The organism is Archangium lipolyticum (assembly GCF_024623785.1).
Lineage (GTDB): Bacteria > Myxococcota > Myxococcia > Myxococcales > Myxococcaceae > Archangium > Archangium lipolyticum.
Window position 1 is genome coordinate 524,947 of the sequence record NZ_JANKBZ010000002.1, and the last position, 21,757, is coordinate 546,703.

Annotated in this window: 23 protein-coding genes; 19 read left to right on the top strand and 4 right to left on the bottom strand. The window is 69.5% G+C overall.

Features of this window, described 5'->3' with window-relative positions; genetic code table 11:
• The first annotated feature begins 14 nt into the window (after nucleotides 1-14).
• The 4 genes from NR810_RS05805 (at nucleotide 15) to NR810_RS05820 (ending at nucleotide 3,175) form a co-directional block, all read left to right on the top strand.
• Nucleotides 15-575 (top strand): cob(I)yrinic acid a,c-diamide adenosyltransferase, encoded by a 561-nt coding sequence (locus NR810_RS05805; RefSeq protein ID WP_257448768.1) that lies wholly within the window; start codon nucleotides 15-17, stop codon nucleotides 573-575.
• 47 nt (nucleotides 576-622) lie between these two features.
• A complete protein-coding gene (gene queG, locus NR810_RS05810; RefSeq protein ID WP_257448770.1) occupies nucleotides 623-1,642 on the top strand; it encodes a tRNA epoxyqueuosine(34) reductase QueG in 1,020 nt (339 codons plus the stop codon).
• 108 nt (nucleotides 1,643-1,750) lie between these two features.
• On the top strand, nucleotides 1,751-2,137 hold the full coding sequence (locus NR810_RS05815; protein ID WP_257448772.1) for a c-type cytochrome: 387 nt from the start codon (nucleotides 1,751-1,753) through the stop codon (nucleotides 2,135-2,137).
• Between the two features lie 60 nt (nucleotides 2,138-2,197).
• Nucleotides 2,198-3,175, top strand: a complete 978-nt coding sequence (locus NR810_RS05820; RefSeq protein ID WP_257448774.1) for a DMT family transporter — start codon at nucleotides 2,198-2,200, stop codon at nucleotides 3,173-3,175.
• Nucleotides 3,176-3,255: 80 nt separating this feature from the next.
• Here the strand turns inward: NR810_RS05820 and NR810_RS05825 are convergent, their stop codons facing one another.
• Nucleotides 3,256-3,879: a hypothetical protein gene (locus NR810_RS05825; protein ID WP_257448776.1), complete on the bottom strand. Its 624-nt coding sequence runs from the start codon at nucleotides 3,877-3,879 to the stop codon at nucleotides 3,256-3,258.
• Nucleotides 3,880-4,039: 160 nt separating this feature from the next.
• Between NR810_RS05825 and NR810_RS05830 the strand changes: the two genes are divergently transcribed.
• Nucleotides 4,040-5,110, top strand: a complete 1,071-nt coding sequence (locus NR810_RS05830) for a YihY/virulence factor BrkB family protein (RefSeq protein WP_257448778.1) — start codon at nucleotides 4,040-4,042, stop codon at nucleotides 5,108-5,110.
• A gap of 12 nt (nucleotides 5,111-5,122) precedes the next feature.
• Here the strand turns inward: NR810_RS05830 and NR810_RS05835 are convergent, their stop codons facing one another.
• On the bottom strand, nucleotides 5,123-5,947 hold the full coding sequence (locus tag NR810_RS05835; RefSeq protein ID WP_257448779.1) for a M48 family metallopeptidase: 825 nt from the start codon (nucleotides 5,945-5,947) through the stop codon (nucleotides 5,123-5,125).
• A 244-nt stretch (nucleotides 5,948-6,191) separates the two neighbouring features.
• Here NR810_RS05835 and ku point away from each other — a divergent pair, with 244 nt between their 5' ends.
• Together ku and NR810_RS05845 are read left to right on the top strand one after the other, a co-directional pair.
• The gene (ku, locus tag NR810_RS05840; protein ID WP_257448781.1) at nucleotides 6,192-7,121 is read left to right on the top strand and encodes a non-homologous end joining protein Ku; all 930 of its coding nucleotides are present in this window, start codon (nucleotides 6,192-6,194) and stop codon (nucleotides 7,119-7,121) included.
• A 133-nt stretch (nucleotides 7,122-7,254) separates the two neighbouring features.
• Nucleotides 7,255-8,973 carry a hypothetical protein gene (locus NR810_RS05845; RefSeq protein ID WP_257448783.1) on the top strand — a complete coding sequence of 573 codons (1,719 nt, stop codon included), beginning with the start codon at nucleotides 7,255-7,257 and terminating at the stop codon, nucleotides 8,971-8,973.
• Nucleotides 8,974-9,058: 85 nt separating this feature from the next.
• Here the strand turns inward: NR810_RS05845 and NR810_RS05850 are convergent, their stop codons facing one another.
• Nucleotides 9,059-9,664: a superoxide dismutase gene (locus NR810_RS05850; RefSeq protein WP_257448785.1), complete on the bottom strand. Its 606-nt coding sequence runs from the start codon at nucleotides 9,662-9,664 to the stop codon at nucleotides 9,059-9,061.
• Between the two features lie 485 nt (nucleotides 9,665-10,149).
• On the opposite strand from NR810_RS05850, the gene NR810_RS05855 reads away from it, so the two are divergent.
• The 11 genes from NR810_RS05855 (at nucleotide 10,150) to NR810_RS05905 (ending at nucleotide 19,734) form a co-directional block, all read left to right on the top strand.
• Entirely contained in the window at nucleotides 10,150-10,644 is a 495-nt protein-coding gene (locus NR810_RS05855) for a hypothetical protein (protein WP_257448788.1), read from the top strand.
• Nucleotides 10,645-10,649: 5 nt separating this feature from the next.
• Nucleotides 10,650-11,006 (top strand): hypothetical protein, encoded by a 357-nt coding sequence (locus NR810_RS05860; RefSeq protein ID WP_257448790.1) that lies wholly within the window; start codon nucleotides 10,650-10,652, stop codon nucleotides 11,004-11,006.
• A gap of 22 nt (nucleotides 11,007-11,028) precedes the next feature.
• A complete protein-coding gene (mutM, locus tag NR810_RS05865; RefSeq protein ID WP_257448792.1) occupies nucleotides 11,029-11,886 on the top strand; it encodes a bifunctional DNA-formamidopyrimidine glycosylase/DNA-(apurinic or apyrimidinic site) lyase in 858 nt (285 codons plus the stop codon).
• A 77-nt stretch (nucleotides 11,887-11,963) separates the two neighbouring features.
• The gene (locus NR810_RS05870; RefSeq protein ID WP_257448794.1) at nucleotides 11,964-13,814 is read left to right on the top strand and encodes a TIGR04551 family protein; all 1,851 of its coding nucleotides are present in this window, start codon (nucleotides 11,964-11,966) and stop codon (nucleotides 13,812-13,814) included.
• A 12-nt stretch (nucleotides 13,815-13,826) separates the two neighbouring features.
• A complete protein-coding gene (gene lptM / locus NR810_RS05875) occupies nucleotides 13,827-14,033 on the top strand; it encodes an LPS translocon maturation chaperone LptM (protein WP_257448796.1) in 207 nt (68 codons plus the stop codon).
• The gene (gene lysA / locus NR810_RS05880; protein WP_257448798.1) at nucleotides 14,030-15,271 is read left to right on the top strand and encodes a diaminopimelate decarboxylase; all 1,242 of its coding nucleotides are present in this window, start codon (nucleotides 14,030-14,032) and stop codon (nucleotides 15,269-15,271) included. Before lptM ends, lysA begins: the two co-directional genes overlap by 4 nt.
• A gap of 16 nt (nucleotides 15,272-15,287) precedes the next feature.
• Nucleotides 15,288-16,175: a 4-hydroxy-tetrahydrodipicolinate synthase gene (gene dapA, locus NR810_RS05885; RefSeq protein WP_257448800.1), complete on the top strand. Its 888-nt coding sequence runs from the start codon at nucleotides 15,288-15,290 to the stop codon at nucleotides 16,173-16,175.
• 124 nt (nucleotides 16,176-16,299) lie between these two features.
• Nucleotides 16,300-17,115, top strand: coding sequence for a 4-hydroxy-tetrahydrodipicolinate reductase (gene dapB, locus NR810_RS05890; protein WP_257448802.1), 816 nt, complete (start codon nucleotides 16,300-16,302; stop codon nucleotides 17,113-17,115).
• Complete coding sequence (locus NR810_RS05895; protein ID WP_257448805.1) at nucleotides 17,112-17,879, top strand: fumarylacetoacetate hydrolase family protein; 768 nt, start codon at nucleotides 17,112-17,114, stop codon at nucleotides 17,877-17,879. Before dapB ends, NR810_RS05895 begins: the two co-directional genes overlap by 4 nt.
• On the top strand, nucleotides 17,876-18,403 hold the full coding sequence (gene folK / locus NR810_RS05900; protein ID WP_257448806.1) for a 2-amino-4-hydroxy-6-hydroxymethyldihydropteridine diphosphokinase: 528 nt from the start codon (nucleotides 17,876-17,878) through the stop codon (nucleotides 18,401-18,403). The genes NR810_RS05895 and folK overlap by 4 nt, the downstream gene beginning before the upstream one ends.
• On the top strand, nucleotides 18,400-19,734 hold the full coding sequence (locus NR810_RS05905) for a tetratricopeptide repeat protein (RefSeq protein ID WP_257448808.1): 1,335 nt from the start codon (nucleotides 18,400-18,402) through the stop codon (nucleotides 19,732-19,734). Before folK ends, NR810_RS05905 begins: the two co-directional genes overlap by 4 nt.
• Before the next feature lie 78 nt (nucleotides 19,735-19,812).
• Here the strand turns inward: NR810_RS05905 and NR810_RS05910 are convergent, their stop codons facing one another.
• On the bottom strand, nucleotides 19,813-20,874 hold the full coding sequence (locus tag NR810_RS05910; protein WP_257449312.1) for a KpsF/GutQ family sugar-phosphate isomerase: 1,062 nt from the start codon (nucleotides 20,872-20,874) through the stop codon (nucleotides 19,813-19,815).
• Between the two features lie 172 nt (nucleotides 20,875-21,046).
• On the opposite strand from NR810_RS05910, the gene fsa reads away from it, so the two are divergent.
• Nucleotides 21,047-21,703: a fructose-6-phosphate aldolase gene (fsa, locus tag NR810_RS05915; RefSeq protein ID WP_257448810.1), complete on the top strand. Its 657-nt coding sequence runs from the start codon at nucleotides 21,047-21,049 to the stop codon at nucleotides 21,701-21,703.
• Nucleotides 21,704-21,757: the final 54 nt, after the last annotated feature.

Genomic DNA, 21,757 nt, shown 5'->3' on the forward strand with positions numbered 1-21,757 from the left:
TTAGACGAGGCGCCATGAAGATCTACACGAAGACCGGGGACACGGGAGAGACGGGCCTGTTCGGCGGCGGCCGGGTGCGCAAGGACAGCGTGCGCGTGGACGCCTACGGCGAGGTGGATGAGCTGAACGCCTCGCTGGGCCTGGCGCGCTCCCTGTCCATGCCCACCGACCTGGACGCGCTCCTGCACCGGTTGCAGGACCAGCTCTTCACCGTGGGCGCGGCGCTGGCCACGCCCGCGGGCACCAAGGCCTCCGAGCACATCCCCAGGCTCAAGCCCGAGTGGGTGACGGACATGGAGCGGGCCATCGACACGTTCGAGACCGAGCTCGCCCCCATGACGCACTTCATCCTCCCGGGAGGCAGCCAGGCGGCCGCCGCGCTGCACCTGGCCCGTACGGTGTGCCGCCGGGCCGAGCGCCGCGTCGTGGCCGCCGTGCGCGAGGGCGAGGCCCCCCAGGAGACGGTGGTCTTCCTCAACCGCCTCTCGGACCTGCTCTTCGTCATGGCCCGGGTCGCCAACCACCGCGCGGGCATCGAGGATGTGAAGTGGATACCGGAGAAGCCCGCGAAGTAGCACGTGGGGGGCTCCACCCGGGCGGCGGCGCGGTTATGTAAGAGCCCGTGAGTCCGCTGCCCTCCGAACACCTTCGCCAGCTCTCCCAGCAGGTCGGCTTCGATCTCGTGGGCTTCGCACGCGCCGAGCCCATCGAGCCCGGGTTCCTCCTCGGGTGGCTCGAGTCCGGCTGCGCCGCGGACATGGACTGGATGACCACGCGGGCGGCCGAGCGGCTGGATGTCTCCCGGCTGCTCCCCGGCGCCCGCACGGTCATCGCCTTCGCCACCAACTACTACCGGGAGGAGCCGCGCTCGGCGGGCTCGCCCATCGCCCGCTACGCGCGCGGCCGGGACTACCACTCCACGCTGCGCGACAAGCTCAAGGCCTTCCGCAGGCTGCTCTCGGAGGCCTACCCCGAGGTGCACCACTACGGCAGCGTGGACTCGGGCCCGTTGATGGAGAAGGTGTGGGCCGCGCGCGCGGGCCTGGGCTACGTGGGCAAGAACGGGTGCTTCATCACCGAGCCCTATGGCTCGTGGGTGCTGCTGTCCGCGCTCATCCTGGACGCCGAGGTGGATGCGTACGCGGGCGGCCCCACGGAGGACCGCTGCGGTCACTGCCGCAAGTGCATCATGTCGTGCCCCACCGGCGCACTGCTGGGCCAGGGGAGGGTGGACGCGCGGGCCTGCCTCTCGTACCAGACCATCGAGAACCGCCACGCCGAGGTGCCCGAGTCCTTCCGCGTGGAGATGGACAACCTCATCTTCGGCTGCGACATCTGCCAGGACGTCTGTCCCCTCAACCGGCACCCCGTGTTCACGCCCAACGAGCGCTTCGCGCCCCGGGCGGTGGCGGAGCTCGGGGTGATGGAGCTGGCCGCGCTCACCCCCGAGCAGTACGAGCGGCTCATCCCCGGCACGGCGCTCGCGCGGGCCAAGTACGATGGTTTGCGCCGCAACGCCGTGTACGCGCTGGGCGCCGCGAAGCAGGCCGAGGCCCGGCCCCTGTTGGAGACGCTGTGCGAGGATCCGAGTGAACAGGTGCGCCACGCCGCGCAGTGGGCGCTCCGGCACCTGGACGCCTGACGGGGAGTGCTCCGGGGAGGACATGGAGCGGCTGTCACTTCTGGCCCCTTCCCGATATGCCGGTGCCGGGTCCCTCCGGGCCCGTCGACCCCTCTTCAGGAGGCCACGATGTCCCAGCACTTCCGTTCCCTGATCGCCGCGCTGTGCGGTGCCACCGTTCTCGTGCTCGCGGGTTGCGGCGAGAGCACCGGCCCCAGCGGCGCCACCTGCCCGCAGGGCAGCGCGCTCACCTATCAGAACTTCGGCAAGACCTTCATGGACACCTACTGCACCCGCTGCCACAGCACGGTGCTCTCCGGTGCCGCGCGCCAGGACGCCCCGGAGGACCAGAACTTCAACACCCCCGAGGGGGTGCGCGCGCACTTGAAGGACGTCGACGCGTGGACGGCCTCCGGCCCCGACCGTACCAACACCGAGATGCCGCCCAACGGCACCATGCCCACCGACGACGAGCGGAAGAAGCTCGGCGAGTGGCTCGCCTGCGGCGCGCCCTGACGGCCCCGGCTCGCAAATGCCGGACGGCACCCCGGGCAATCTGATACTTCGCGCCAGACGATGAGCGCATCCTCCACCCGGTCCGTTTCTTCTCGTCAGGCTTCGCTCGGCCCGGTGTACGCCGCGCTGTTCCTCCAGGTGCTCATCAACGCCGGCACGTACCTCGCCGGCAAGCGCGCCATGGAGGAACTGCCGCCCCTCACCGTGGTGCTCTGGCGCTTCCTCCTCAGTGCCGCCGTCTTCTGCCTGCTGCTCCTCTTCACGCCCGGCCCCAAGCTGCCTCCGCGCTCCGAGTGGCGCCGCGTGCTGATGCTCGGCCTGCTCGCCGGCCCCATCAACCAGGTGCTGTTCTTCTTCGGCCTGTCCCGCTCCACCGCCGCCCACGCGGCGCTCCTCTACGCGCTCACCCCGCTCGGCGTGTACCTGCTCAGCCTCGCCCGGGGACACGAGCGTCCTTCCTCGCGCGCCACCGCCGGCATCCTCACCGCGCTCGTCGGCGTGGTGGTGCTGCTCCTCGGCCGCGGACTGGCCTCGGCCAGCGGCTCGCTCGTGGGCGATCTGCTCATCCTCGCCGCCGTGTCCGCCTGGGTCGTCTACACCACCGAGGGCAAGCCCTTCGCCGCCACTCACGGTCCCGTGCGCTCCACCGCGTGGAGCATGGTGACCGCCGCCCTGCTCCTCGTGCCCGTCATGCCCTTCGCCTTGGACCCGGCTCGCACCTTCGCCGTCAGCCGGCCCGCCCTGGGCAGCATCGTCTACCTGGCCCTCCTGACCTCCGTGGTGGCCTACCTCATCTGGTACTACGCCCTCTCCAAGGTCCCCGCCTCCCGCGTCGCCATCTTCTCCAACCTCCAGCCCGCGGCGACCGCCCTCGCCGCCTGGTTGTTGCTCGGCGAGTCGCTCCACTGGGCTCTGGTTCTCGGCGGCGGGCTGGTGATCCTGGGCGTTCGGCTGACGCAGGGGGCTCCCGTCGTTCCGGCGTCTCCCCGTGGCTCTGGCTCTCTGGACGAAGAGGCGTCGGTCGCGGGACAGCGGTGACCCGGGTTCAACCCGGGGTCCGTTTACCCTCACCCCGTCCCTCTCCCAGAGGGAGAGGGGTTGTTCCTTGGGGTCGTGACTCAGTCCCCGTTGGGGTCCCACTCCGAGATGTCCTTCTTCTTGGGCGGCGGCGGCGGTGTCGGCCGCACCGGCTCCGCCGGCTTCGGCGCCGGCTCGGGCTCATCCTTGTCGAAGATGGGCACTTCCTCGCTCCCCGATGTCGCCGGCTCCGACGCCGTCTTCGCTGGCGCGGTGGGGCTCGGCTCCGCCTTGGGCTCGGGCGCGGCCACCGGCTCCGCCTTCGGGGCCGGCAGGATGGGCTCGGTCGACTCCTCTTCCGAGGCCCGATAGACACCCCGGCGCACCGCATCCCCGGAGGTCTGCGTGCTCGACGCGGGCACCGTGGAGGATTTGTCGGGATCCTCGTACGGCTCCGCCTCCCTCATGGCCGGATCCGGCTGGCGCGCGGGCATCGGGTCGATCTGCGCGTCCTGGAGCGAGTAGTGCTGACTGCTGCACTCCTTCTGCTCCTTGTCACAGCCCACGAGGCACTGGGTGAGCTGGCGGTACTTCTTCGTGCTGGCACCGTAGTCGATGGTGCAGTCCTCGCGGCACGTCCTGTAATCCTCGCGGCACCCCGCGGGGATGGGACGGTCAGGGCCAGCGGCGAGCGTCAGGAAGATGACGAGCGAAAGCGGATGCATGGTGGAAGGGAAGGCTAGCAGGCATTCTGACTTCCTGTGTGCAACCCCGGTAGGTGGGCGGGGGAGGGGGCGATGAGCGCCTGCTCCATTCCTCGCTGCACGAAGGCCCACCCGTGCCCACCTTCCCAACCTCACCCGGGATGCAGCGGAGGCGGGAAGCATGAGGTTCCGCAAGCCCAGGCACCTGACGTGGCGCGAGCTCGGCCGGCGCTTCTGGGTGGAGCTCCAGGAGGACGCCGTCACCGAGTGCGCGGCGCAGCTCGCCTTCTATTTCCTCTTCGCCCTGTTCCCCTTCCTCTTCTTCTTCGTGACGCTCGCGGCGTACCTGCCGTTCGCCCCGGGCGCCGTGGATGCCATGGTGGCGCGGCTCGGCCCGCTCATGCCTCCCGAGGCCCTGAGCGTGGTGCAGGGGCACCTCCAGTCGCTCGTCACCGACACCCAGCCCCGCCTCATCACCCTCGGTCTCCTGGTGGCGCTCTGGTCGGCCTCGCGCGGGGTGGACGCCCTGCGCCGCGCCCTCAACCTCGCCTACGACGTCCCCGAGTACCGGCCCTTCTGGAAGACCCAGGGGCTCGCCATCCTCATGACGGTGGCGGGCTCGCTGCTCATCCCCCTCGCCTTCGCCCTCTTCCTGCTGGGCGGACGGGCGGGCGAGTGGATCGCCAGTCACCTCCACGTGCTCAACGTCTACCACGCCGTGTGGTCGTGGCTGCGCTGGCCCTTCACGGCCGCCCTCGTCATGTTGGTGCTGGCCTTGTGCTACTGGCGTCTGCCCGCCGTCCGGCACCGCTACCAGTTCCTCTCGCCCGGCGCGGTGCTCGCCAGCGTGCTGTGGCTCCTCACCACCTGGGGCTTCACGCAGTACGTCGAGCTCTTCGGCCGCTACAACGTCACCTACGGCTCCATCGGCGGTGTCGTCGTGCTGCTGCTGTGGCTCTACGTCACCGGCCTCATCTTCATCATCGGCGGTGAGGTGAACGCCGTCCTGGAGCAGGCCGAGGCGGAGGCGGCCGAGGCGGAGGGACGGCCTCCTCCCATCGAGGTGCCCCATCTCAAATCGAGCGGTGCCGGCGGGGATGGCTCGAGGCGGGAGCGGTACGCCTTCTGGCGCTGGCGGCGGCGCATGGCGGAGCGGGCTCCTCCCGAGGTCGAGCCTCCCGCCGAGGTGCACGACTCCCCCGACGACGAGGAGCCCCGCACCGGGGAGGAGCGGCCTCCCTCGGTGCATTGAGGCCCGGGGGGTCTACTTCCTCAGGCGCTGCTTGATGGAAGCCAGCCGCTCCGCGCCCACGTTGGAGCCCGACAGCCGGTTCTTCGCGATGAAGTCGTTGATGTGGGCCATGCGCTCGCTGGAGGGCGGGTGCGTGCTCAGCCACTTCAGCACGCCCGGCGTCTTGCCCTCATTGGCCGCCAGCTTCTGGAAGAAGGTGGCGAGGCCGTGAGGGTCGTAGCCCGCCGCGGCCGAGTACCTCGCGCCGTACTCGTCGGCCTCCGTCTCGTTGCTGCGGCCGTACGCCAGGCCCACGCCCGTGCCGGCGAGCCCCGCGGCGATCTGCGCCACCGTGCTCTGTCTCTTACCGAGCGCCGCCTCGATGATCGCCTGCTCTCCGTACTGGAGGATCATCGCCCGGGCCGAGTGCCGCCCCACGACGTGGCCGGCCTCGTGCGCCATCACCCCGGCCACCTCGGCCTCGTTGTCCGCCGCCAGCAGCAGGCCCGTGTACACGTACAGGTAGCCGCCCGGCGTGGCGAACGCGTTCACCGTCTTCGGGTCATCGATGACGTTCACCTTCCACTTCACGCCCTTGCGGTCCCGGTTCGCCGCCTGGAGGATGGGCGTGGACAGGGTGCGCACGTACTCCACCACCGCCGGGTCCTCCACGTACTTGATCTTCTCCTTCGTCTCGAGCTCGGTCTTCACCTGCTGGCCGAGCTGCTCCTCCTGCTGGTCGGAGACGAGGTAGGACGCCGCCGTCCTTTGCGCCTGGGCGAGGCGCTGGGAGGTGCACCCCGTCATCAGTCCCGTCATCAGCGTGAGGCCCAGAATCGCAGAGAGAATCCGTTGCATGCCTTTCCTTCCCTTCATGTGTCATCGCCGGATGACCCGGCCTCGTAACCAGCGTCCCGGGTACGCGGCAAGCGTTCCGTGACGGTGCTCTTCGTGGGACGCCCGGCGCGGATGGATATGCAACGCTGCCCCCGAGCGGCCGGCCCTGCGGGCCCATGTCCGCGCGCGCGGAGTGCCTTGCCGCCCGGCCCGGCGAGACGGAGCTTAGGAGACGGCGCCCTCTCGGGTGCCAGGGAGGCCCCACATGTCTCGTCCCGTCTGGACCGGCTCGCTCGGCTTCGGGCCCATGCATGTCCCGGTGCGGCTCTACGCGGCCGTGTCACCCAAACAGGTGCAGTTCCACCTCCTGCACGACGCGGACGGTGCCCGCATCCAGCAGAAGCGGGTGTGCTCGGCGGATGGAGAGGAGGTGCCCTTCGAGCACGTGGTGAAGGGCTATGAGATCCGCCGTGGCCGGTACGTGGAGGTGACGCGTGGCGAGCTCGAGGCGTTCGATCCCCAGTCCAGCCGCACCATCGACATCCAGGACTTCGTCGAGCTGGCGGACATCGATCCCATCTTCTTCGACACCACCTACCACCTCATGCCGGGCGAGGGCGCCACGAAACCCTATGCCACCCTGGCGATGGCGCTGAGGGCCTCGGGCCGCGTGGGCCTCGGGCGGCTGGTGATGCACCTGAAGGAGCACCTGTGCGCCGTGTGGCCGCACGAGCGGGGGCTCGTCCTCTCCACGCTGCACTTCGCGGACGAGCTCATCCCGCAGGAGAGCTTCTCCGAGTTCTCCGGGGCCGTGCCTCCCGCGCAGCGCGAGGTGGAGTCCGTCCTGGACATCATCGAGACGCGCATCGTGGACTTCGTGCCCCAGCGCTACCAGGACCTGCACCGGGAGCGGCTGCTGGCCTTCCTCGAGCGGCGCGCCCGGACGCATGGGGTGCGCGAGGCGCCCGCCGAGGCTCCGGCGCCAGCGGGTGAAGAGGTGCCACGCATCACCCGGGCGGGCAGGGCCGCGGGCGGCGAGGTTCGCGAGCTGCCCACGCGGGGCTCGCTGCGTCTGCGTCCGCAGGCCGCCCGCGAGGTACGGGAGCGGACTCCCCGGGGGAAGAGGGCGGAGGGGACGGCCACGCCTCGGACCCGGCGCGGGAAGGGCGGCTCCGCCACGAAGCGCAAGCCGTAGGCGGAAGGGGGCACTCGCGGGGCCAGGACGCGGCGTGTCAGGATGGGGAGCGGATTGGCTGGCGTCGTCGTGTCGTGGATGATGCCCGGCGGCGCGGACCCGCCCCTCCTCCGACGGAGCACGACAACGCCCCATGCACACCAGACTCCTCAGGCTGCTCGCGGTATTCCTCTGTCTCACCGTCGCGGGCACGGGCTGCATCGTCAACAACATCGACGGCGACAACGACGGCGGCAACGACGGCGGTAACAACGGCGGTAACGACGGCGGCACCGGTCATGAGCAGATGCCCATGCCCGGGGACGTGTCCTTTCTCTGGTCCTTCTCCCTTCCGGGTTCCCTCTCCGGCCGGTGCGCGGACGTACCGGACGTGAAGCGGGTGCGCATCTCCATCCCGGGCAAGACGCTCGCCGATGGTGGCATCTCCCCCTGCAACATCGAGGGCGTGGACGGCACGGTCCTGCGCGACTTCGCACCCGGCATCTACAACTACGCCATCGAGGCCCTCGGCTCCACCGACCAGGTCCTCTACGCGGGCAGCGGCTCCTTCACGGTGGACGGCCACGCGCAGGTGAGCGCCACCCTCACGCCGAGCATCCGTCCGCCCGGGCCCGGAGACATCACCTTCCTCTGGACCTTCGCCGGTTCCGGCTCCACCTCGGGCCGGTGCGTGGATGTGCCGGACGTGAAGTCGGTGCGTGTCTCCATCGCCGGACAGACGGGCGAGCTCGTTGGCACCCATCCCTGCAACACCGCGGGGGTGGATGGCATCACCCTGCGGGACTTCGCGCCCGGCACCTACTTCTACCTGCTCGAGGCCCTCGGTTCCTCCGGTCAGGTCCTCTACAAGGCGGGTGGCTCCGTCACGCTGAAAGACATCGCGCGGGTGAACGTCACCCTCCAACCGACCCCGCCACCCGGGTCTGGAGACATCACCTTCCTCTGGACCTTCTCCGACACCGCCTCGGGCCGGTGCGCGGACGTGCCGGACGTGAAGTCGGTGCGCATCACCATTCCCGGTCAGGTGCTCGCCAACGACGGCATCTTCGCCTGCAACAACTCGGGCGTGGACGGCATCGCCCTGCTCAGCTTCGTGTCCGGCACCTACAGCTACACGCTCGAGGCCCTCGGCTCCTCCGGTCAAGTCCTCTACAAGGGGAGCGGCTCCGTCACGGTGAATGGGAACGTGCGGGTGAACGTCACCCTCGCCCCGTACGGCAGCCCGAGCTCCTACGCCTACCTCTCCTGGTCCTTCCCGGCCAACTCCACCAGCCAGAACCCCACCTGCGCCCAGGCGGGCGTGGTCTCGGTGGACGCACGCATCGACGGCGGCGACACGGTGCGCCTGGAATGCTCGCGGGGCATGAGCGGCGCTGGCGTTCAGACGCCCTTCCTGGAGCCGGGCCGGCACACCCTCGAGCTCATCGGGGTGGGCTCCGACGGTCAGCCCTCCTACTACGTCAATGCCTTCCTGGACATCCAGCAGGGGAGCCCCGTCTCCGCTTCGTACCGGTTCGGGGCGGTGGGGGGCATGGCCCTGAGTTGGTCGTTGGTTGACGGCATCGAGAGCCGGACCTGTTCCCAGTCGGGTGTGACCAGGGTGGCCATCAACCTACAGGACGAGGCCACCGGGGTGCTCATCTATGGCACTGACGGAGACCCGCATGGCTGCGAGGACGTGCCCGTCATCTACCGTTTCCTCAGGCCGGGGAGCTACCGGGTGTTCATCCGCGGCACGGGCCCGGGTGTCCTCTACACCAACGAGAACGACAGCCCGCTCACGCTGACGGTGACGGCCTTCCAGCAGAAGACGGGGGCGGATGCCGTCGTCGTCGCGCTGAAGCGCCAGTAGCCGCGCGCCTCGCCCCGAAACGACGACGGCGGATGGGCCCGAGCCGAGCCCATCCGCCGCCGTGAGGGAAGAAGTCCCGAAGTGACTACTTCTTCAGGCGGGCCTCGCAGGCCTCGAAGTCGATGTTCTGGAAGTAGGCGTCCACGTACTTGGCGCGCTCGAAGGGCTTGTAGTCCGGCACGAAGGCGTGCTCCCAGGCATCCATGACGATGATGGGGGTGTAGCCGGCGATGTTGCCGTTCTCGTGCAGCGTCACCCAGTGGTTGGAGAGCCAGCCGGTGCGCGGATCCTGGAAGGTGATGGCCCAGCCGATGCCCGGCGAGGTGCCCACGGCCTTGAAGTCCGCCAGCCAGTTCTCGTAGGAGCCAAAGCTCTGCTCCATGGCCTGCTTCAGCTTGCCGCCCGGGGTGGTGGCGCCGCCCGGCTTCATGTTGCCGAAGTAGTACTCGTGGAGGACCATGCCGTTGTACTCGAAGCCCATGCGGCGGGTCATCTCGGCATAGGCGGGGTTGGCGCCAGCGGCCTCGCCCTTGGCCTGCATGCCCGAGAGCAGCTCGGTGAGCTTGTTGGTCCGGTTGACGTAACCCTCGTACAGCTTGAAGTGGGACTCGAGCACCGCGTCGCTGATGCCCTTGAGACCCTTGAGGTGGGTGAACTGCATCGGCGTGTACTTCTTCTGGATATCGGCCATGTCGGGCCTCCGATGGGGGAGAAGAGGTTGCGGCGAAAGGCGTCCCTTGTAGCGGGCAGACGCTGCCTTTCGGGGGTTGTTTCGCGCAGATGTGCGCGCGGCAACAAGTAAGAAGTGAGTGCCCCGGCACATTTGTCCGTGCACCCATCGCCAGAGGGCCCGGGCGTTCCACTTGTGGACGGTGGGGGAGACTCTTTGCCACCGGCCGTCGGAGAATCCCACCGCACGGGGTGTGTCGACAGGGTGACTCCCCAGGTGGTCCTTCAGCCGGAAGGCGAGTTCTGATTGAAGGAAGGGGTGAGCACTCCATCATCCCCAGCGGATAATCCCACTCGGGCGGTACTCAGCGAGTCTGGATTCGTACGTTCTGAAATCCCATCTTTCAGGTCCGCCTGGGATTTCAGACCTCCCGAGTGCATCATCCTTTCCTGGTTCAACCGGTCTCCTCCCCCGATTGAGCCAGGAACTCCATGGATGAGCCCAGAATGGAAGCAGGCCTCTGCCTTCCACGGGTGCGCTCCCTCCGCGCCCCGTTCCGCGGAGTGCTGCTCTTGATGTTGGCCGCGGCCTGCTCTTCTTCATCCGCCGCGCGATACACAGACACCGGCGGCGATCGTGTCGCGGAGAGCCCGGACCCGGACCCTTCCATCGTCCTTGCCGGGAATGGCGACAAGATCATCCCGGAATTCCAGTGCATGGAGCGTGGCTGCCCCGACACCGTTCAGTGTGGAGCCGCTCGCTGCTTCGTCACCCACTGTGGAAGAGGCAGTTGCACGAATTGCGGCGGGCTGATTCCCGTCCCGGACTCGTTCAAGAACCTCGTCATCAAGGAGTGGTGCGCCTACGGCTGCATGAGTGCTTCGAAGCCCATGGGCAGTGCCTATGGCTTCATCCCAGCCGTTGGGGGAAAGGCCTTCGTCGGTCCCATCTGCCCGGCGCAGCCCGCGGCCTTCGCCTCCGCGCGGAGTGGAGAGGGGTAGAGGAGATGACTCCGTCTGCCGCCGAACAAGCCGCCCGCCTGGCGAATGCGCTCAATGACCTGGGTCACCTCGCGCTCGGCCATCCGATGGAGGAATCGCGCCGCTCCAAGGGAGATGCACCGCTGCGGGATGGCTACCTGGAGTCCGTCATCGACTGCATGGAGATGGTCGAGCGCACATTGAAAGGTCCCCAGCCGGGCGCGTTCCCGAATCCCACCAGGGCCCTGGAGGCACTCACCCGGATGCGGGACGTGCTGCCGTCCCTGGATTGGGACGATGCGGCGGGCGTGGACAGGCTCCGCGAGGATGCACGTCAGGCGCTCGAGGCTCTCGGTTTCGAGCTTTCTGGGCAGGCCAGCTAGAGGGTGCTATGGCGCGCTCGCCATGCCCGAGCTTCCCGAAGTCGAAATCGCCCGGCGCAACCTCGTCCGCTGGCTGGACGGGCGCCGCGTGGTGCGGGCCGAGGCGGACGACACCCGCGTCTTCCGTGGGGCGCGCCGGCAGGACTTCGCTTCCCTCCAGGGGCGTCTGGAGTCCCTGGAGCGGCGTGGCAAGTACCTCCTCTTCACCTTCGAGGGAGGCCGGGGGCTGCTGGCCCACCTGGGCATGACGGGCCGCTTCCTCCGACGTCCCGAGGGCGTCCCCGTCCCCTACAGCCGCGCCCGCTTCCACCTGGACTCCGGCGAGGTCATCCACTTCGCGGACTCACGCCTCTTCGGCCGCATGGAGCCGTGTCCCGCCTCGCGCCTGCGCGAGCTGGATGCCGTGAAGGAACTGGGGAGGGATCCGCTCGCCGAGGGGCTCACCGCCGAACAGCTCCAGGAGGCCCTGGGCACCTCGCGGCAGGCGCTCAAGGTGGCCCTGATGGACCAGGGGCGGGTGACGGGGCTGGGCAACATCCACGCCGCCGAGGCGCTCTACCGCGCCGGGCTGCACCCCGCGCGCGCGCCCGCCTCCCTCACCCCCGCCGAGTGGGCCCGGCTGGCCGATGCCATCCACGCCTCCATCGCCTTCGGCCTCGAGGAGCAGCAGGGCGACGAGCCCGCGTACCTGGAGGACGGCGCGGAGAACCGTTTCCTCGTCTACGGTCGCTCCGGAACGCCTTGCTCCCGTTGTGGGGCGACGGTGGAATCCTTCACCCAAGGTGGCCGCACCACCCATTGCTGTCCCCAGTGCCAACCGCTACACCCTCCCCGTAAACCCCCGGACGGACGGCGGAAGACAGCCGCTCGCCGTCGTTGACACCCCCGGCCGGGTCCGCTTGACTCGCCCGCCCTTTGCACCCGCCGCACTCGCGCGGCACCGGAGAAGAATCCCCTATGTCGTCCAACGCCCTGCTGGCGGCGCTTCTCGTCGCCTCCGCTACGGCCACCGCGCAGACGCCGGAGCCGCCTCCGTCCGGCACGCCGGCCCCCTCCCAGGAGAACGCCACTCCCGCCACCCAGGAGGCCGCCGCCGACTCCACCGAGGAGCGTATCCGTCAGGAGGTGGACAAGCGCCTGGAGGCCGCCAAGCAGGAGATGCGCGAGGAGATCCGCGCCCAGCTGGCCACCCAGTCGCTCGCCAGTGACTGGCAGGAGGAGTGGGTGGAGGAGAAGCGCAAGCTGGAGGTCTTCTCGCTCGACGGCTACTACCGGCTGCGCCCCAGCCTCTTCTACCAGTTCAACCTGGGTCAGACGGGGGAGCGCTCGCCGTGGGCCGCCTCGCCCCGCGCCACCGAGAAGACCCAGTCTGGCGCCGACATGCGCCTGCGGCTGGAGCCCACCTTCAACATCTCCGAGGAGGTGCGGATCAAGGCCCAACTGGACGTGCTGGACAACCTCGTGCTGGGCTCGACGCCGTCGCTCGGCTTCCCCAACGACAACTTCCAGCTCTTCGACATCTTCAATGACGGGCAGATCTCCCCCGAGGCGGGTCTCAACGCCCTGCGCGGTGCGCTGCGGGTGCGCGAGGCCTACGGCGAGGTGTCCACGCCGGTGGGTCTGCTGCGCTTCGGCCGCATGAACGCGCACTGGGGCCTGGGCATCCTGCGCAACGACGGCAATTGCCTGGAGTGCGACTTCGGGGACCAGGTGGACCGCGTCATGTTCGTCACGGAGCCCTTCGACGGCTTCTACGTGACGCCCATGCTGGAGTTCAACGAGGAGGGCACCGTCGCCCAGCCCAATGGCCAGAGCGGCCAGCCGGTGGACCTCACCAACGCGGACGACAGCCACAGCCTGGTGCTGGCCGTGGCGCGCCGCGACACCCCGCAGCAGATGAAGGCCAAGCTGGAGAACAACCAGGGCGTCTTCAACTACGGCCTGCACTTCAGCTGGCGCCAGCAGCGCTACGAGACCACGGGGCTCTACTCCGACCCGGCGGTCAACCCGGACGGCACGGTGAACCAGGGTGGGGGGCTGGTGCAGCGCAACGCCAACCTCTACATCCCGGACGTGTGGCTGCGCTACGAGGAGCGCAAGTTCCGCGTGGAGCTGGAGTTCGCCGCCTACCTGGGCAGCATCGGCAACCGGGCCCGGTCGCCGGGTGATCAGAACAACCCCAACCTGAACCAGTCGCTGGACGTGGTGAACTTCGGCGGCGCGGCGGTGGGCGAGTACCGGCTGCTCAACGGCCAGCTCAACATCCAGCTGGAGCTGGGCTTCGCCTCGGGTGACCGCGCGCCGGGCTTCGGCGCCTACCCGGGCCGGCCCCGGCCGCAGCGTGCGGACACCCCGTTCACCCGGGCGGGTGACCTCGATGGCCCGCAGTTCAACTGTGGCGTGGGCGGCTGCCTCGACAACGCCATCCGCAACTTCCGGTTCAACCGCGCCTACAACGTGGACAACATCCTCTGGCGCCAGCTCATCGGCACCGTCACCGATGCCTTCTACGCCAAGCCCACGGTGCGCTACACGCTGACGCAGGGCTTCGACGTCTTCGGCAGCGCCATCTACTCGCAGGCCATCTACCCCGAGTCCACGCCCTCCTTCTCGGATCGCATGCTGGGCATCGAGACGAACCTGGGTGCCCGCTACGAGACGGAGGATGGTTTCGTCGCCCGCATCGACTGGTCCGTGCTCTTCCCGCTCGCCGGCCTGAAGCAGGTCACGGACACGAATACCGCGGCGCAGGCCCCGGATCTGGCGACGGCCCAGTCCATCCGTGGCACGCTGGGCATCCGTTTCTAGGAAGGTGCCAGGGTGAGCTCTCGCGCTCTCATCGCGCTGCTCGGTCTGGTGTTGGGAGTGGCGGCCTGCGGTATCAAGGGGCCGCCCCGTCCGCCCGCGCCGCCGCCTCCGCCCACCGGCTCGCCGCCGCCCGCGCCCGCTGGCGGCACGCAGCCTCAGGGCACGCAGCGGGATCCGCTGCCTTCGTCGATTCCTCCACCCGACGCCGGGACTCCGTGAATCACTTCACCTATCGCAAGCGCGTCCTCCACGCCGAGGACGTGCCCCTGCCCGCCATCGCCGACGCGGTGGGCACCCCCGTCTACGTCTACTCCACCGCCACGCTGCGCAGGCACTTCCGCGTGGTGACGGAGGCCTTCGGCTCGCACCCGCACCTGGTGTGCTACGCGGTGAAGGCCAACTCCACGCTGGCGGTGCTCAAGCTGCTGGCCGAGGAGGGCAGTGGTTTCGACATCGTCTCCGGCGGTGAGCTGGCCCGCGTGAAGGCGGCCGGCGGCAATGCCGGCAAGGTGGTGTTCGCCGGCGTGGGCAAGACGGCGGACGAGATGGCCCAGGCCCTCGATGCCGGCATCCTCTTCTTCAACGTGGAGAGCCCCGAGGAGCTGGAGCTGCTCGACGCGGTGGCCCGCTCCAAGGGCAAGCGCGCGCCCTTCGCCATCCGCGTCAACCCCAACGTGGACGCGGGCACGCACCGCCACATCTCCACCGGCCTGAAGACATCCAAGTTCGGCGTCCCCTTCGAGGAGGCCATGGCCCTCTACACCCGGGCCAAGAAGATGAAGGGCCTGGAGGCGGTGGGGGTGGACTGCCACATCGGCTCCCAGATTACCCGCACCGCGCCCTTCAAGGCCGCGCTGTCCAAGGTGGCCGGGCTCTACCAGGAGCTGAAGGCCAAGGGGCACGCGCTGCGCTACCTGGACATCGGCGGAGGCCTGGGCATCACCTACACGTCCGAGACGCCGCCCTCTCCCGAGGAGTACGCGCGCGCCGCCCTGTCGGCCGTGGGCGGCACGGGCGCCACGCTCATCTTCGAGCCGGGCCGGGTGGTCGTGGGCAACGCCGGACTGCTCGTCACCCGCGTGCTCTTCCGCAAGAAGACACCGGCCCGTCACTTCGTGGTGGTGGACGCGGGCATGAACGATCTCATGCGCCCCGCCCTCTACGACGCCCACCATGGCCTCCAGCCGCTCGTCCAACGGCGCGGCCAGGAGGTCGAGGTGGACGTGGTGGGACCGGTGTGCGAGTCCACCGACGTGCTGGCCCGCCAGCGCAAGGTGGTGCTCCCCAAGCAGGGCGAGCTGTACGCGCTCATGAGCGCCGGTGCTTATGGCATGAGCATGGCTTCTACCTACAACTCGCGCCCCCGCCCGGCCGAGGTGCTGGTGGACGGGGACGCCTGGCGGGTGGTGCGCGAGCGGGAGAGCGTCGAGGATCTCTGGCGCGGCGAGCGGCCCTGAACATATAAGCCGCACCATGAAGACCTTCGAAGGCTCGATGACCGCGCTGGCCACCCCGTTCCGGGAGGGCGCGCTCGACGAGGCCTCCTACCGGGCGCTCGTGCGTCAGCAGATCGCCGGGGGAACGAGCGTGCTCATTCCCATGGGCACGACCGGTGAGGCCGTGACGATGACCCCCGAGGAGCGCTTCCGCGCCATCCGCGTGGTGGTGGAGGAGGCGGCGGGCCGGGTGCAGGTGGTGGGCGGCGCGGGCTCCAACAGCACCGCGGAGGCCATCGAAGGTGTGAAGCGCGTCCGCGAGGCCGGCGCGGACGGCACGCTCATCGTCACGCCCTACTACAACAAGCCCACCCAGGCGGGCATGGTGGAGCACTTCAAGGCCATCGCGAAGGCGCACCCGGGCTTCCCCATCATCGCCTACAACGTGCCGGGCCGTACCGGCGTGGACCTGCTGCCCGAGACGGCCCTGCGGCTGTGCGACCTTCCCGAGGTGGTGGCCATCAAGGAAGCCACGGGGAACATGGCTCGCACCGTGGACCTGGTGGAGAAGTGCGGCGAGCGCCTGACGCTCCTGTCCGGTGATGACTTCACCGTGCTGCCCTTCATCGCCTGCGGCGGCAAGGGCGTCATCTCGGTGTCCTCCAACGTGGCTCCGCGGATGATGGCGGACCTGGTGGCCGCCGCTCGCGCCGGACAGCTCGCCCGCGCCCAGGAGCTCCAGGTGCGGATGAACGAGCTGCACAAGCTGCTGTTCATCGAGAGCAGCCCCATCCCCGTGAAGTGGGCCCTGCACAAGCTGGGGCTCTTCGGGCCGGAGCTGCGCCTGCCCCTGGTTCCCATGACCGAGCCCAACGCGAAGAAGCTGGAGGCCGAGCTGCGCAAGCTGGGGTTGCTCCAGGGTTGAACCCGGGGGACGCCATACCCTCACCCCGTCCCTCTCCCAGAGGGAGAGGGTCTAACCTGGTTCCTCACCGTGCAGGTCCCCTCTCCCCCTGGGAGAGGGCTAGGGTGAGGGTCTCGAGGTCACCATGATCCGCACCGTCATTACCGGAGTCTCTGGCCGCATGGGTAGCACCCTGCTGCGCCTCGTTCGCGACTCCAAGGACCTCGAGCTGGCCGGCGCCACCTCGCGCAAGGGCTCCGCCTCCGTGGGACAGGACGTGGGTCAGGCCGCGCGCCTGGGGACGCTTGGTGTCTCCGTGGGCGATGACCTCGGCCGTGTGCTCGACGCATCGCGAGCCCAGGTGGTCATCGACTTCACCAGCGCGGAGGCCAGCGTGGCCCATGCGCGCCAGTGCGCCGAGCGCGGTGTGGCCATGGTCATCGGCTCCACGGGCTTCACCCCCGAGTCCCGCGCCGAGGTGGCCGCCAGCGCGAAGTCCATTCCCGTGGTGCTCGCCCCCAACACCTCCGTGGGTGTGAACGTGGTCATCCGCATGGCCGCCGAGCTCGCCCGGGTGCTGGGTGACGGCTACGACGTGGACGTGCTCGAGGCCCACCACCGGATGAAGAAGGACGCGCCCTCGGGCACGGCGTTGAAGCTGGCCGAGGTGCTCGCCTCGGCGCTGGGACGCGGGCAGGAGGACCTGACCTTCGCCCGGCATGGGCAGATTGGCGCGCGTCCGAAGCAGGAGATCGGTGTGCAGACGCTGCGCGGCGGGGACGTCGTGGGCGAGCACACCGTGTACTTCTTCGGTGAGGGCGAGCGCATCGAGCTCACCCACCGGGCCACGAGCAGGGACCAGTTCGGACTCGGGGCGCTGAGGGCGGCGCGCTGGGTGACGGGCCGGGCGCCGGGGCTCTACGACATGGCCGACGTGCTCGGCTTCCAGAGGACGCCATGACGACGCGTTATTGCCGTTTCCAGCATGAGGGCCGTGCGCAGTACGGCCGCATCGAGGGTGAAGAGGTGGTGGTGCTCTCCGGCGCGCCGTGGGCCGGAGGGGAGGACACGGGCCGGCGCGTGGCGCTGGGCGCGGTGTCGCTGCTGGTGCCCTCCGAGGCCTCCAAGGTGGTGTGCATCGGGCAGAACTACCGCAAGCACGCGGAGGAGATGGGCAAGCCCGTCCCTCCCGAGCCCCTCATCTTCATGAAGCCCTCCACGGCGCTCAACGCGCACCGCTCGCCCATCCGGATTCCCAAGGCGAGCCAGGAGGTGCACTACGAGGCGGAGCTGGGGCTGCTCATCGGCGAGCGGCTGAAGAACGCCGACGAGGCCACCGCCGCCCGGGCCATCTGGGGTCTCACCTGCATCAACGACGTGACGGCGCGCGACATCCAGCGCCGCGAGGTGCAGCACACCCGCGCCAAGAGCTACGACACCTTCGCCTGCGCGGGCCCCTGGGCCGTCACCGGCCTGTCCCCGGCGGACCTGCGCATCCTCTGCCGCGTCAACGGGCAGGTGAAGCAGGACAGCCGTACCTCGGACATGATCTTCGGCCCCGCCCGGCTGGTGTCCTTCATCTCCCACATCATGACCCTCCTGCCGGGCGACCTGGTGAGCACGGGGACTCCCTCGGGCGTGGGCCGGTTGGCCGCTGGGGATACGGTGGAAGTGGAGTTGGAGGGAATCGGGACCCTGGCCAATCCTGTTGAGATGGAGCCTTGAGCGCCACTGTCTACGTAGGGCTGGGCTCCAATCAGGGAGACCGCGAAGCCCAACTCGTCTCCGCCCTGGAGGCGCTGTCCCGAATCGATGCAGTGGCCGTCCTGCGCTGCTCCTCCCTTTTCGAGAGCGCCCCGGTGGGGCCTCCCCAGCCTCGCTACCTCAACGCCGTGGTGGCGCTGGAGTGCGGGCTGCCTCCCCAGCGGCTGCTCTGCATCCTGAAGCAGATCGAAAAGGACATGGGCCGCCGTCTGGACGGTCCACGCTGGGGTCCGCGCCCCATCGACCTGGACATCCTCCTGTGGGAGGGTGAGGTCGTGGCGGATCCCAACCTGCAGGTGCCGCACCTGGAATTGCACAAGCGCCGCTTCGCCCTGGAGCCCCTGGCCGAGCTCGCCCCCGAGGCCGAGCACCCGGTGCTGGGTATGTCGGTGGTGGAGCTGCTCGCCCAGCTGGCGCCGCAGGACGTACAACGGTGCCCGGCCACCCAGTGGCCCGAAACCCTTTCTCCCGTGATCGAGTCATGACCCTCTCCCTGGCCCTGGCCGCCGCGGCCCTCCTCACCGCCGAGCCCACCAACCTGCCCGCCGGGCATCCGACCCTCGGCTCGGACGCACAGCCCCCCGCCTCCTCGGGCGCGGTGATGGACGGGCACCCGCCGATGACGGGCCGTGCGCCGCCCACCGCCGAGGAGCTGCTCCAGCAGCTCGATGGCATGCAGGGCCTGCGCGAGCGGGAGAAGACGTTCGAGATCGCCTCGTCGCTCGGCAAGCTCTACTACACGAACGGGCGGCCCTCGGATGCCGTCTCCTATTTCCTCCAGGCGGAGGAGAAGGCGAAGGCCACGCGCGAGCTCTTCCTGGCGCAGCGCAAGAAGCTGGGCAAGGGAGCGGTGCCATCCGCGGAGGAGGCCAACTGTGGCTTCTCGGTGGAGACGCCGGTGGAGCAGATGGGGGCCACGGCGGCGGAGCGTGCGAAGAAGGGTGACACCGCGGGTGCGGTGGCCTGCGCGCGCGCGGCGCTGCAGCCGGTGCTCGAGGTGGAGTCGATGCGCGGCAACGCGCTGTTCCTCTCCGGGGACGCCGAGGGCGCGCTGAAGGTGTACGAGCGGGTGCTGGAGGTGTCGCCCTCGTTCGCGGACGCGCTCTTCGGGCGCTCGGCGCTGCTGTACGAGACGCGGGGCGAGGACGTGAAGGCGCTGCAGTCCGCGCGCGATGGCTTCGAGGCCTTCCTCGCGGCGCACCCGGACTCGACGCGCTCGGCACTGGCGCGCAAGCTGAGCCGCCTGGCGGATGACGCGGTGAAGGCGGGCGGCATGAAGAAGATGCTGGCCTCGCGCACCGAGGATCGGCGCATCCGGGTGTCCAAGCTCGACCTGTCGCCGAAGCCGATGATGGGGCAGGGGCCGATGGCGGGTGCGGGTGGCCCGATGGCGGGTGGGACGGCCGGAGCGTCGGCGCCGACGATCTCGCAAGAGACGATGCAGGCGATGCAGGACGTGGAGCGCACGCCGGAGCTCGAGGCGCAGCTGGACCAGACGGTGGCGCAGGGCGAGGAGCTGCTGGCGAAGGGCCGCTTCGACGAGGCGCTACAGTCCTACCGGCAGGTGATGCCGCTGCGTCCGGACGGGCGGGTGAAGGCGGGCCTGGCGTGGACGCTGATCGGCCTGGGCAAGCCCACGGCGGACCGGGTGTGGGGAGTGGCGGTGGAGTCGGATCCGGCGGCGGTGGACAAGCTGGGAGAGACGCTGAAGGCGAAGGGAGACCTGAAGGGAGCGAAGGCGCTCTGGTCGAAGCTGGCGGCCTCGGCGCCGGGCTACGCGGCGCAGGTATCCCTGCAGGCCAAGCTGAGCCAGTAACCGTGTATGCCCCCTCTCCCTCTGGGAGAGGGCTGGGGTGAGGGTATTGACCCCCGTGTTGACCTCCGCGAGCCCCGCCTAGAAGTACCGTGCGGCGAGCAGATCCTGGACGTCGAGCAGGCCCACGGCCTTGCCCTCGGCGTCCACGACGGGGAGCTGGTCCACGCGGAACTCGCGCATGAGCCTGGTGGCCTCGAGCACCAGAACCTCTGGGCCCACGCACCGTGGCCGCTTGCCCATCACCTCGCGGATGGGGCGCTCGAAGTTCGTCTCCCCGCGCTCGACGAGCCGGCGCAAATCCCCATCCGTGAAGATGCCCACGAGGCGGCCCTGGCGGTCGACGACGTTGGTCGCACCCGGTCGGCCGGGGGTGTTGGTCATCACCACCACGGCCTCGGAGAGCTTCGCGGAGTCGCGGACGATGGGGTTGGCGGAGCCGGAGCGCATCAGCTCGAAGACGCGCATGACGGAGCGGCCGATCTTCCCGCCGGGGTGGAGCAGGGCGTACTCGTTGGAGGAGAAGGGCCGGGCGCGCATCACGGCCATGGCGAGCGCGTCACCGATGGCGTGCAGGGCGGCGGTGGAGGCGGTGGGGACCATGCCCATGGGGCAGGCCTCCTCGATGCGGCCGATGTCCAGCACCACGTCCGCGCCGCGGGCCAGGGGACTCTCCGCGTCGCCGGTGAGGGCGATGACGGGGGCGCCCAGCCGCTTGAAGGAGGGCAGCAGCCGAACCAGCTCCTCGGTGGCGCCGCTGTTGGAGAGCGCGAGGATGACGTCCCCGCGGCCCACGCGGCCCAGGTCTCCGTGCACGGCCTCGGTGGGGTGGAGGAAGACGGAGCGGACACCGGTGGAGGCCAGCGTGGCGGACAGCTTCTGGCCGATGAGGCCCGCCTTGCCGATGCCCGTCACCACCGTCTGGCCCGGACAGTCGCGCACCAGCTCGAGCGCGCGCAGGAAGGAGTCACCCAACCGCCCCATCAGCCCGAGGATGGCCTGGGCCTCGGCCTCGAGCACGCTGCGCGCGTAGGCGAGGGTGGCCTCGCGCTCGTCGCGGGAGGGCGCGGGGGAGGGGGTGGCTGGACCGGGGAGGGCGCGGAGGCGGGGCTTCCGGGCGGTGCTTCGGGAGGCTCGGGCCATGGTGGTGGGGCCCTTGTACTCCCGGGCCGGGCGGGCCTGCCAGCTTGACGCACCGGAGGGCATCGGCTACGCGCCTCCTCGCCCGGCGGGCAGACGGGAGCGTCTCGCCTGCACCCGTGGGTTTCCGCCTTACAACCTAACAGGGCAGACCTGAACCTGGAGAGGGGACGAGATGAAGTTCTTCATCGACACCGCCGACGTCGAGGAGATCCGCAAGGCCCATGCGATGGGCGTGCTGGATGGAGTCACCACCAACCCGTCGCTGCTGGCCAAGGTGGGCCGGGGCCTGGAGGAGACCATCCGGGAGATCTGCTCCATCGTGGATGGACCCGTGAGCGCCGAGTGCGTCTCCGCCGACGCGCCCGAGCTCATCAAGGAGGGCAAGGGGCTCGCCAAGATTCATGACAACGTGGTGGTGAAGATTCCCATGGGCGTGGAGGGCCTCAAGGCCGTCAAGGCGCTCACCGCCGAGGGCATCCGCACCAACGTGACGCTGTGCTTCTCCGCCAACCAGGCGCTGCTGGCCGCCAAGGCGGGGGCCACCTACATCTCGCCGTTCGTGGGCCGCCTGGACGACATCTCCCAGGACGGGATGGAGCTCATCGCCCACATCATTGAAATCTACCAGAACTACGACTTCACCACGCAGGTGCTGGTGGCGAGCGTGCGCAACCCGGTGCACGTGCTGCAGGCGGCGCGCATGGGCGCGGACGTGGCCACGCTGCCCTACAGCGTCATCGCCCAGCTGGCCCAGCACCCGCTCACCGACATCGGCATCAAGAAGTTCCTGGCCGACTGGGAGAAGGTGCCCAAGTCCGCCAAGCCGTAGCGCGAATGAAGAGGCCACCGCCCGTACTGGCGCGGTGGCCTCTGGCCAACAACC

Excerpts from the sequence above, each read along its gene's own strand:
- NR810_RS05805 (WP_257448768.1), top strand. The coding sequence starts at position 15 with ATGAAGATCTACACGAAGACCGGGGACACGGGAGAGACGGGCCTGTTC.
- NR810_RS05815 (WP_257448772.1), top strand. The coding sequence starts at position 1,751 with ATGTCCCAGCACTTCCGTTCCCTGATCGCCGCGCTGTGCGGTGCCACC.
- NR810_RS05820 (WP_257448774.1), top strand. The coding sequence starts at position 2,198 with ATGAGCGCATCCTCCACCCGGTCCGTTTCTTCTCGTCAGGCTTCGCTC.
- NR810_RS05825 (WP_257448776.1), bottom strand. The coding sequence starts at position 3,879 with ATGCATCCGCTTTCGCTCGTCATCTTCCTGACGCTCGCCGCTGGCCCT.
- NR810_RS05830 (WP_257448778.1), top strand. The coding sequence starts at position 4,040 with ATGAGGTTCCGCAAGCCCAGGCACCTGACGTGGCGCGAGCTCGGCCGG.
- NR810_RS05835 (WP_257448779.1), bottom strand. The coding sequence starts at position 5,947 with ATGCAACGGATTCTCTCTGCGATTCTGGGCCTCACGCTGATGACGGGA.
- ku (WP_257448781.1), top strand. The coding sequence starts at position 6,192 with ATGTCTCGTCCCGTCTGGACCGGCTCGCTCGGCTTCGGGCCCATGCAT.
- NR810_RS05845 (WP_257448783.1), top strand. The coding sequence starts at position 7,255 with ATGCACACCAGACTCCTCAGGCTGCTCGCGGTATTCCTCTGTCTCACC.
- NR810_RS05850 (WP_257448785.1), bottom strand. The coding sequence starts at position 9,664 with ATGGCCGATATCCAGAAGAAGTACACGCCGATGCAGTTCACCCACCTC.
- NR810_RS05855 (WP_257448788.1), top strand. The coding sequence starts at position 10,150 with ATGGAAGCAGGCCTCTGCCTTCCACGGGTGCGCTCCCTCCGCGCCCCG.
- NR810_RS05860 (WP_257448790.1), top strand. The coding sequence starts at position 10,650 with ATGACTCCGTCTGCCGCCGAACAAGCCGCCCGCCTGGCGAATGCGCTC.
- mutM (WP_257448792.1), top strand. The coding sequence starts at position 11,029 with ATGCCCGAGCTTCCCGAAGTCGAAATCGCCCGGCGCAACCTCGTCCGC.
- NR810_RS05870 (WP_257448794.1), top strand. The coding sequence starts at position 11,964 with ATGTCGTCCAACGCCCTGCTGGCGGCGCTTCTCGTCGCCTCCGCTACG.
- dapA (WP_257448800.1), top strand. The coding sequence starts at position 15,288 with ATGAAGACCTTCGAAGGCTCGATGACCGCGCTGGCCACCCCGTTCCGG.
- dapB (WP_257448802.1), top strand. The coding sequence starts at position 16,300 with ATGATCCGCACCGTCATTACCGGAGTCTCTGGCCGCATGGGTAGCACC.
- NR810_RS05895 (WP_257448805.1), top strand. The coding sequence starts at position 17,112 with ATGACGACGCGTTATTGCCGTTTCCAGCATGAGGGCCGTGCGCAGTAC.
- NR810_RS05905 (WP_257448808.1), top strand. The coding sequence starts at position 18,400 with ATGACCCTCTCCCTGGCCCTGGCCGCCGCGGCCCTCCTCACCGCCGAG.
- NR810_RS05910 (WP_257449312.1), bottom strand. The coding sequence starts at position 20,874 with ATGGCCCGAGCCTCCCGAAGCACCGCCCGGAAGCCCCGCCTCCGCGCC.
- fsa (WP_257448810.1), top strand. The coding sequence starts at position 21,047 with ATGAAGTTCTTCATCGACACCGCCGACGTCGAGGAGATCCGCAAGGCC.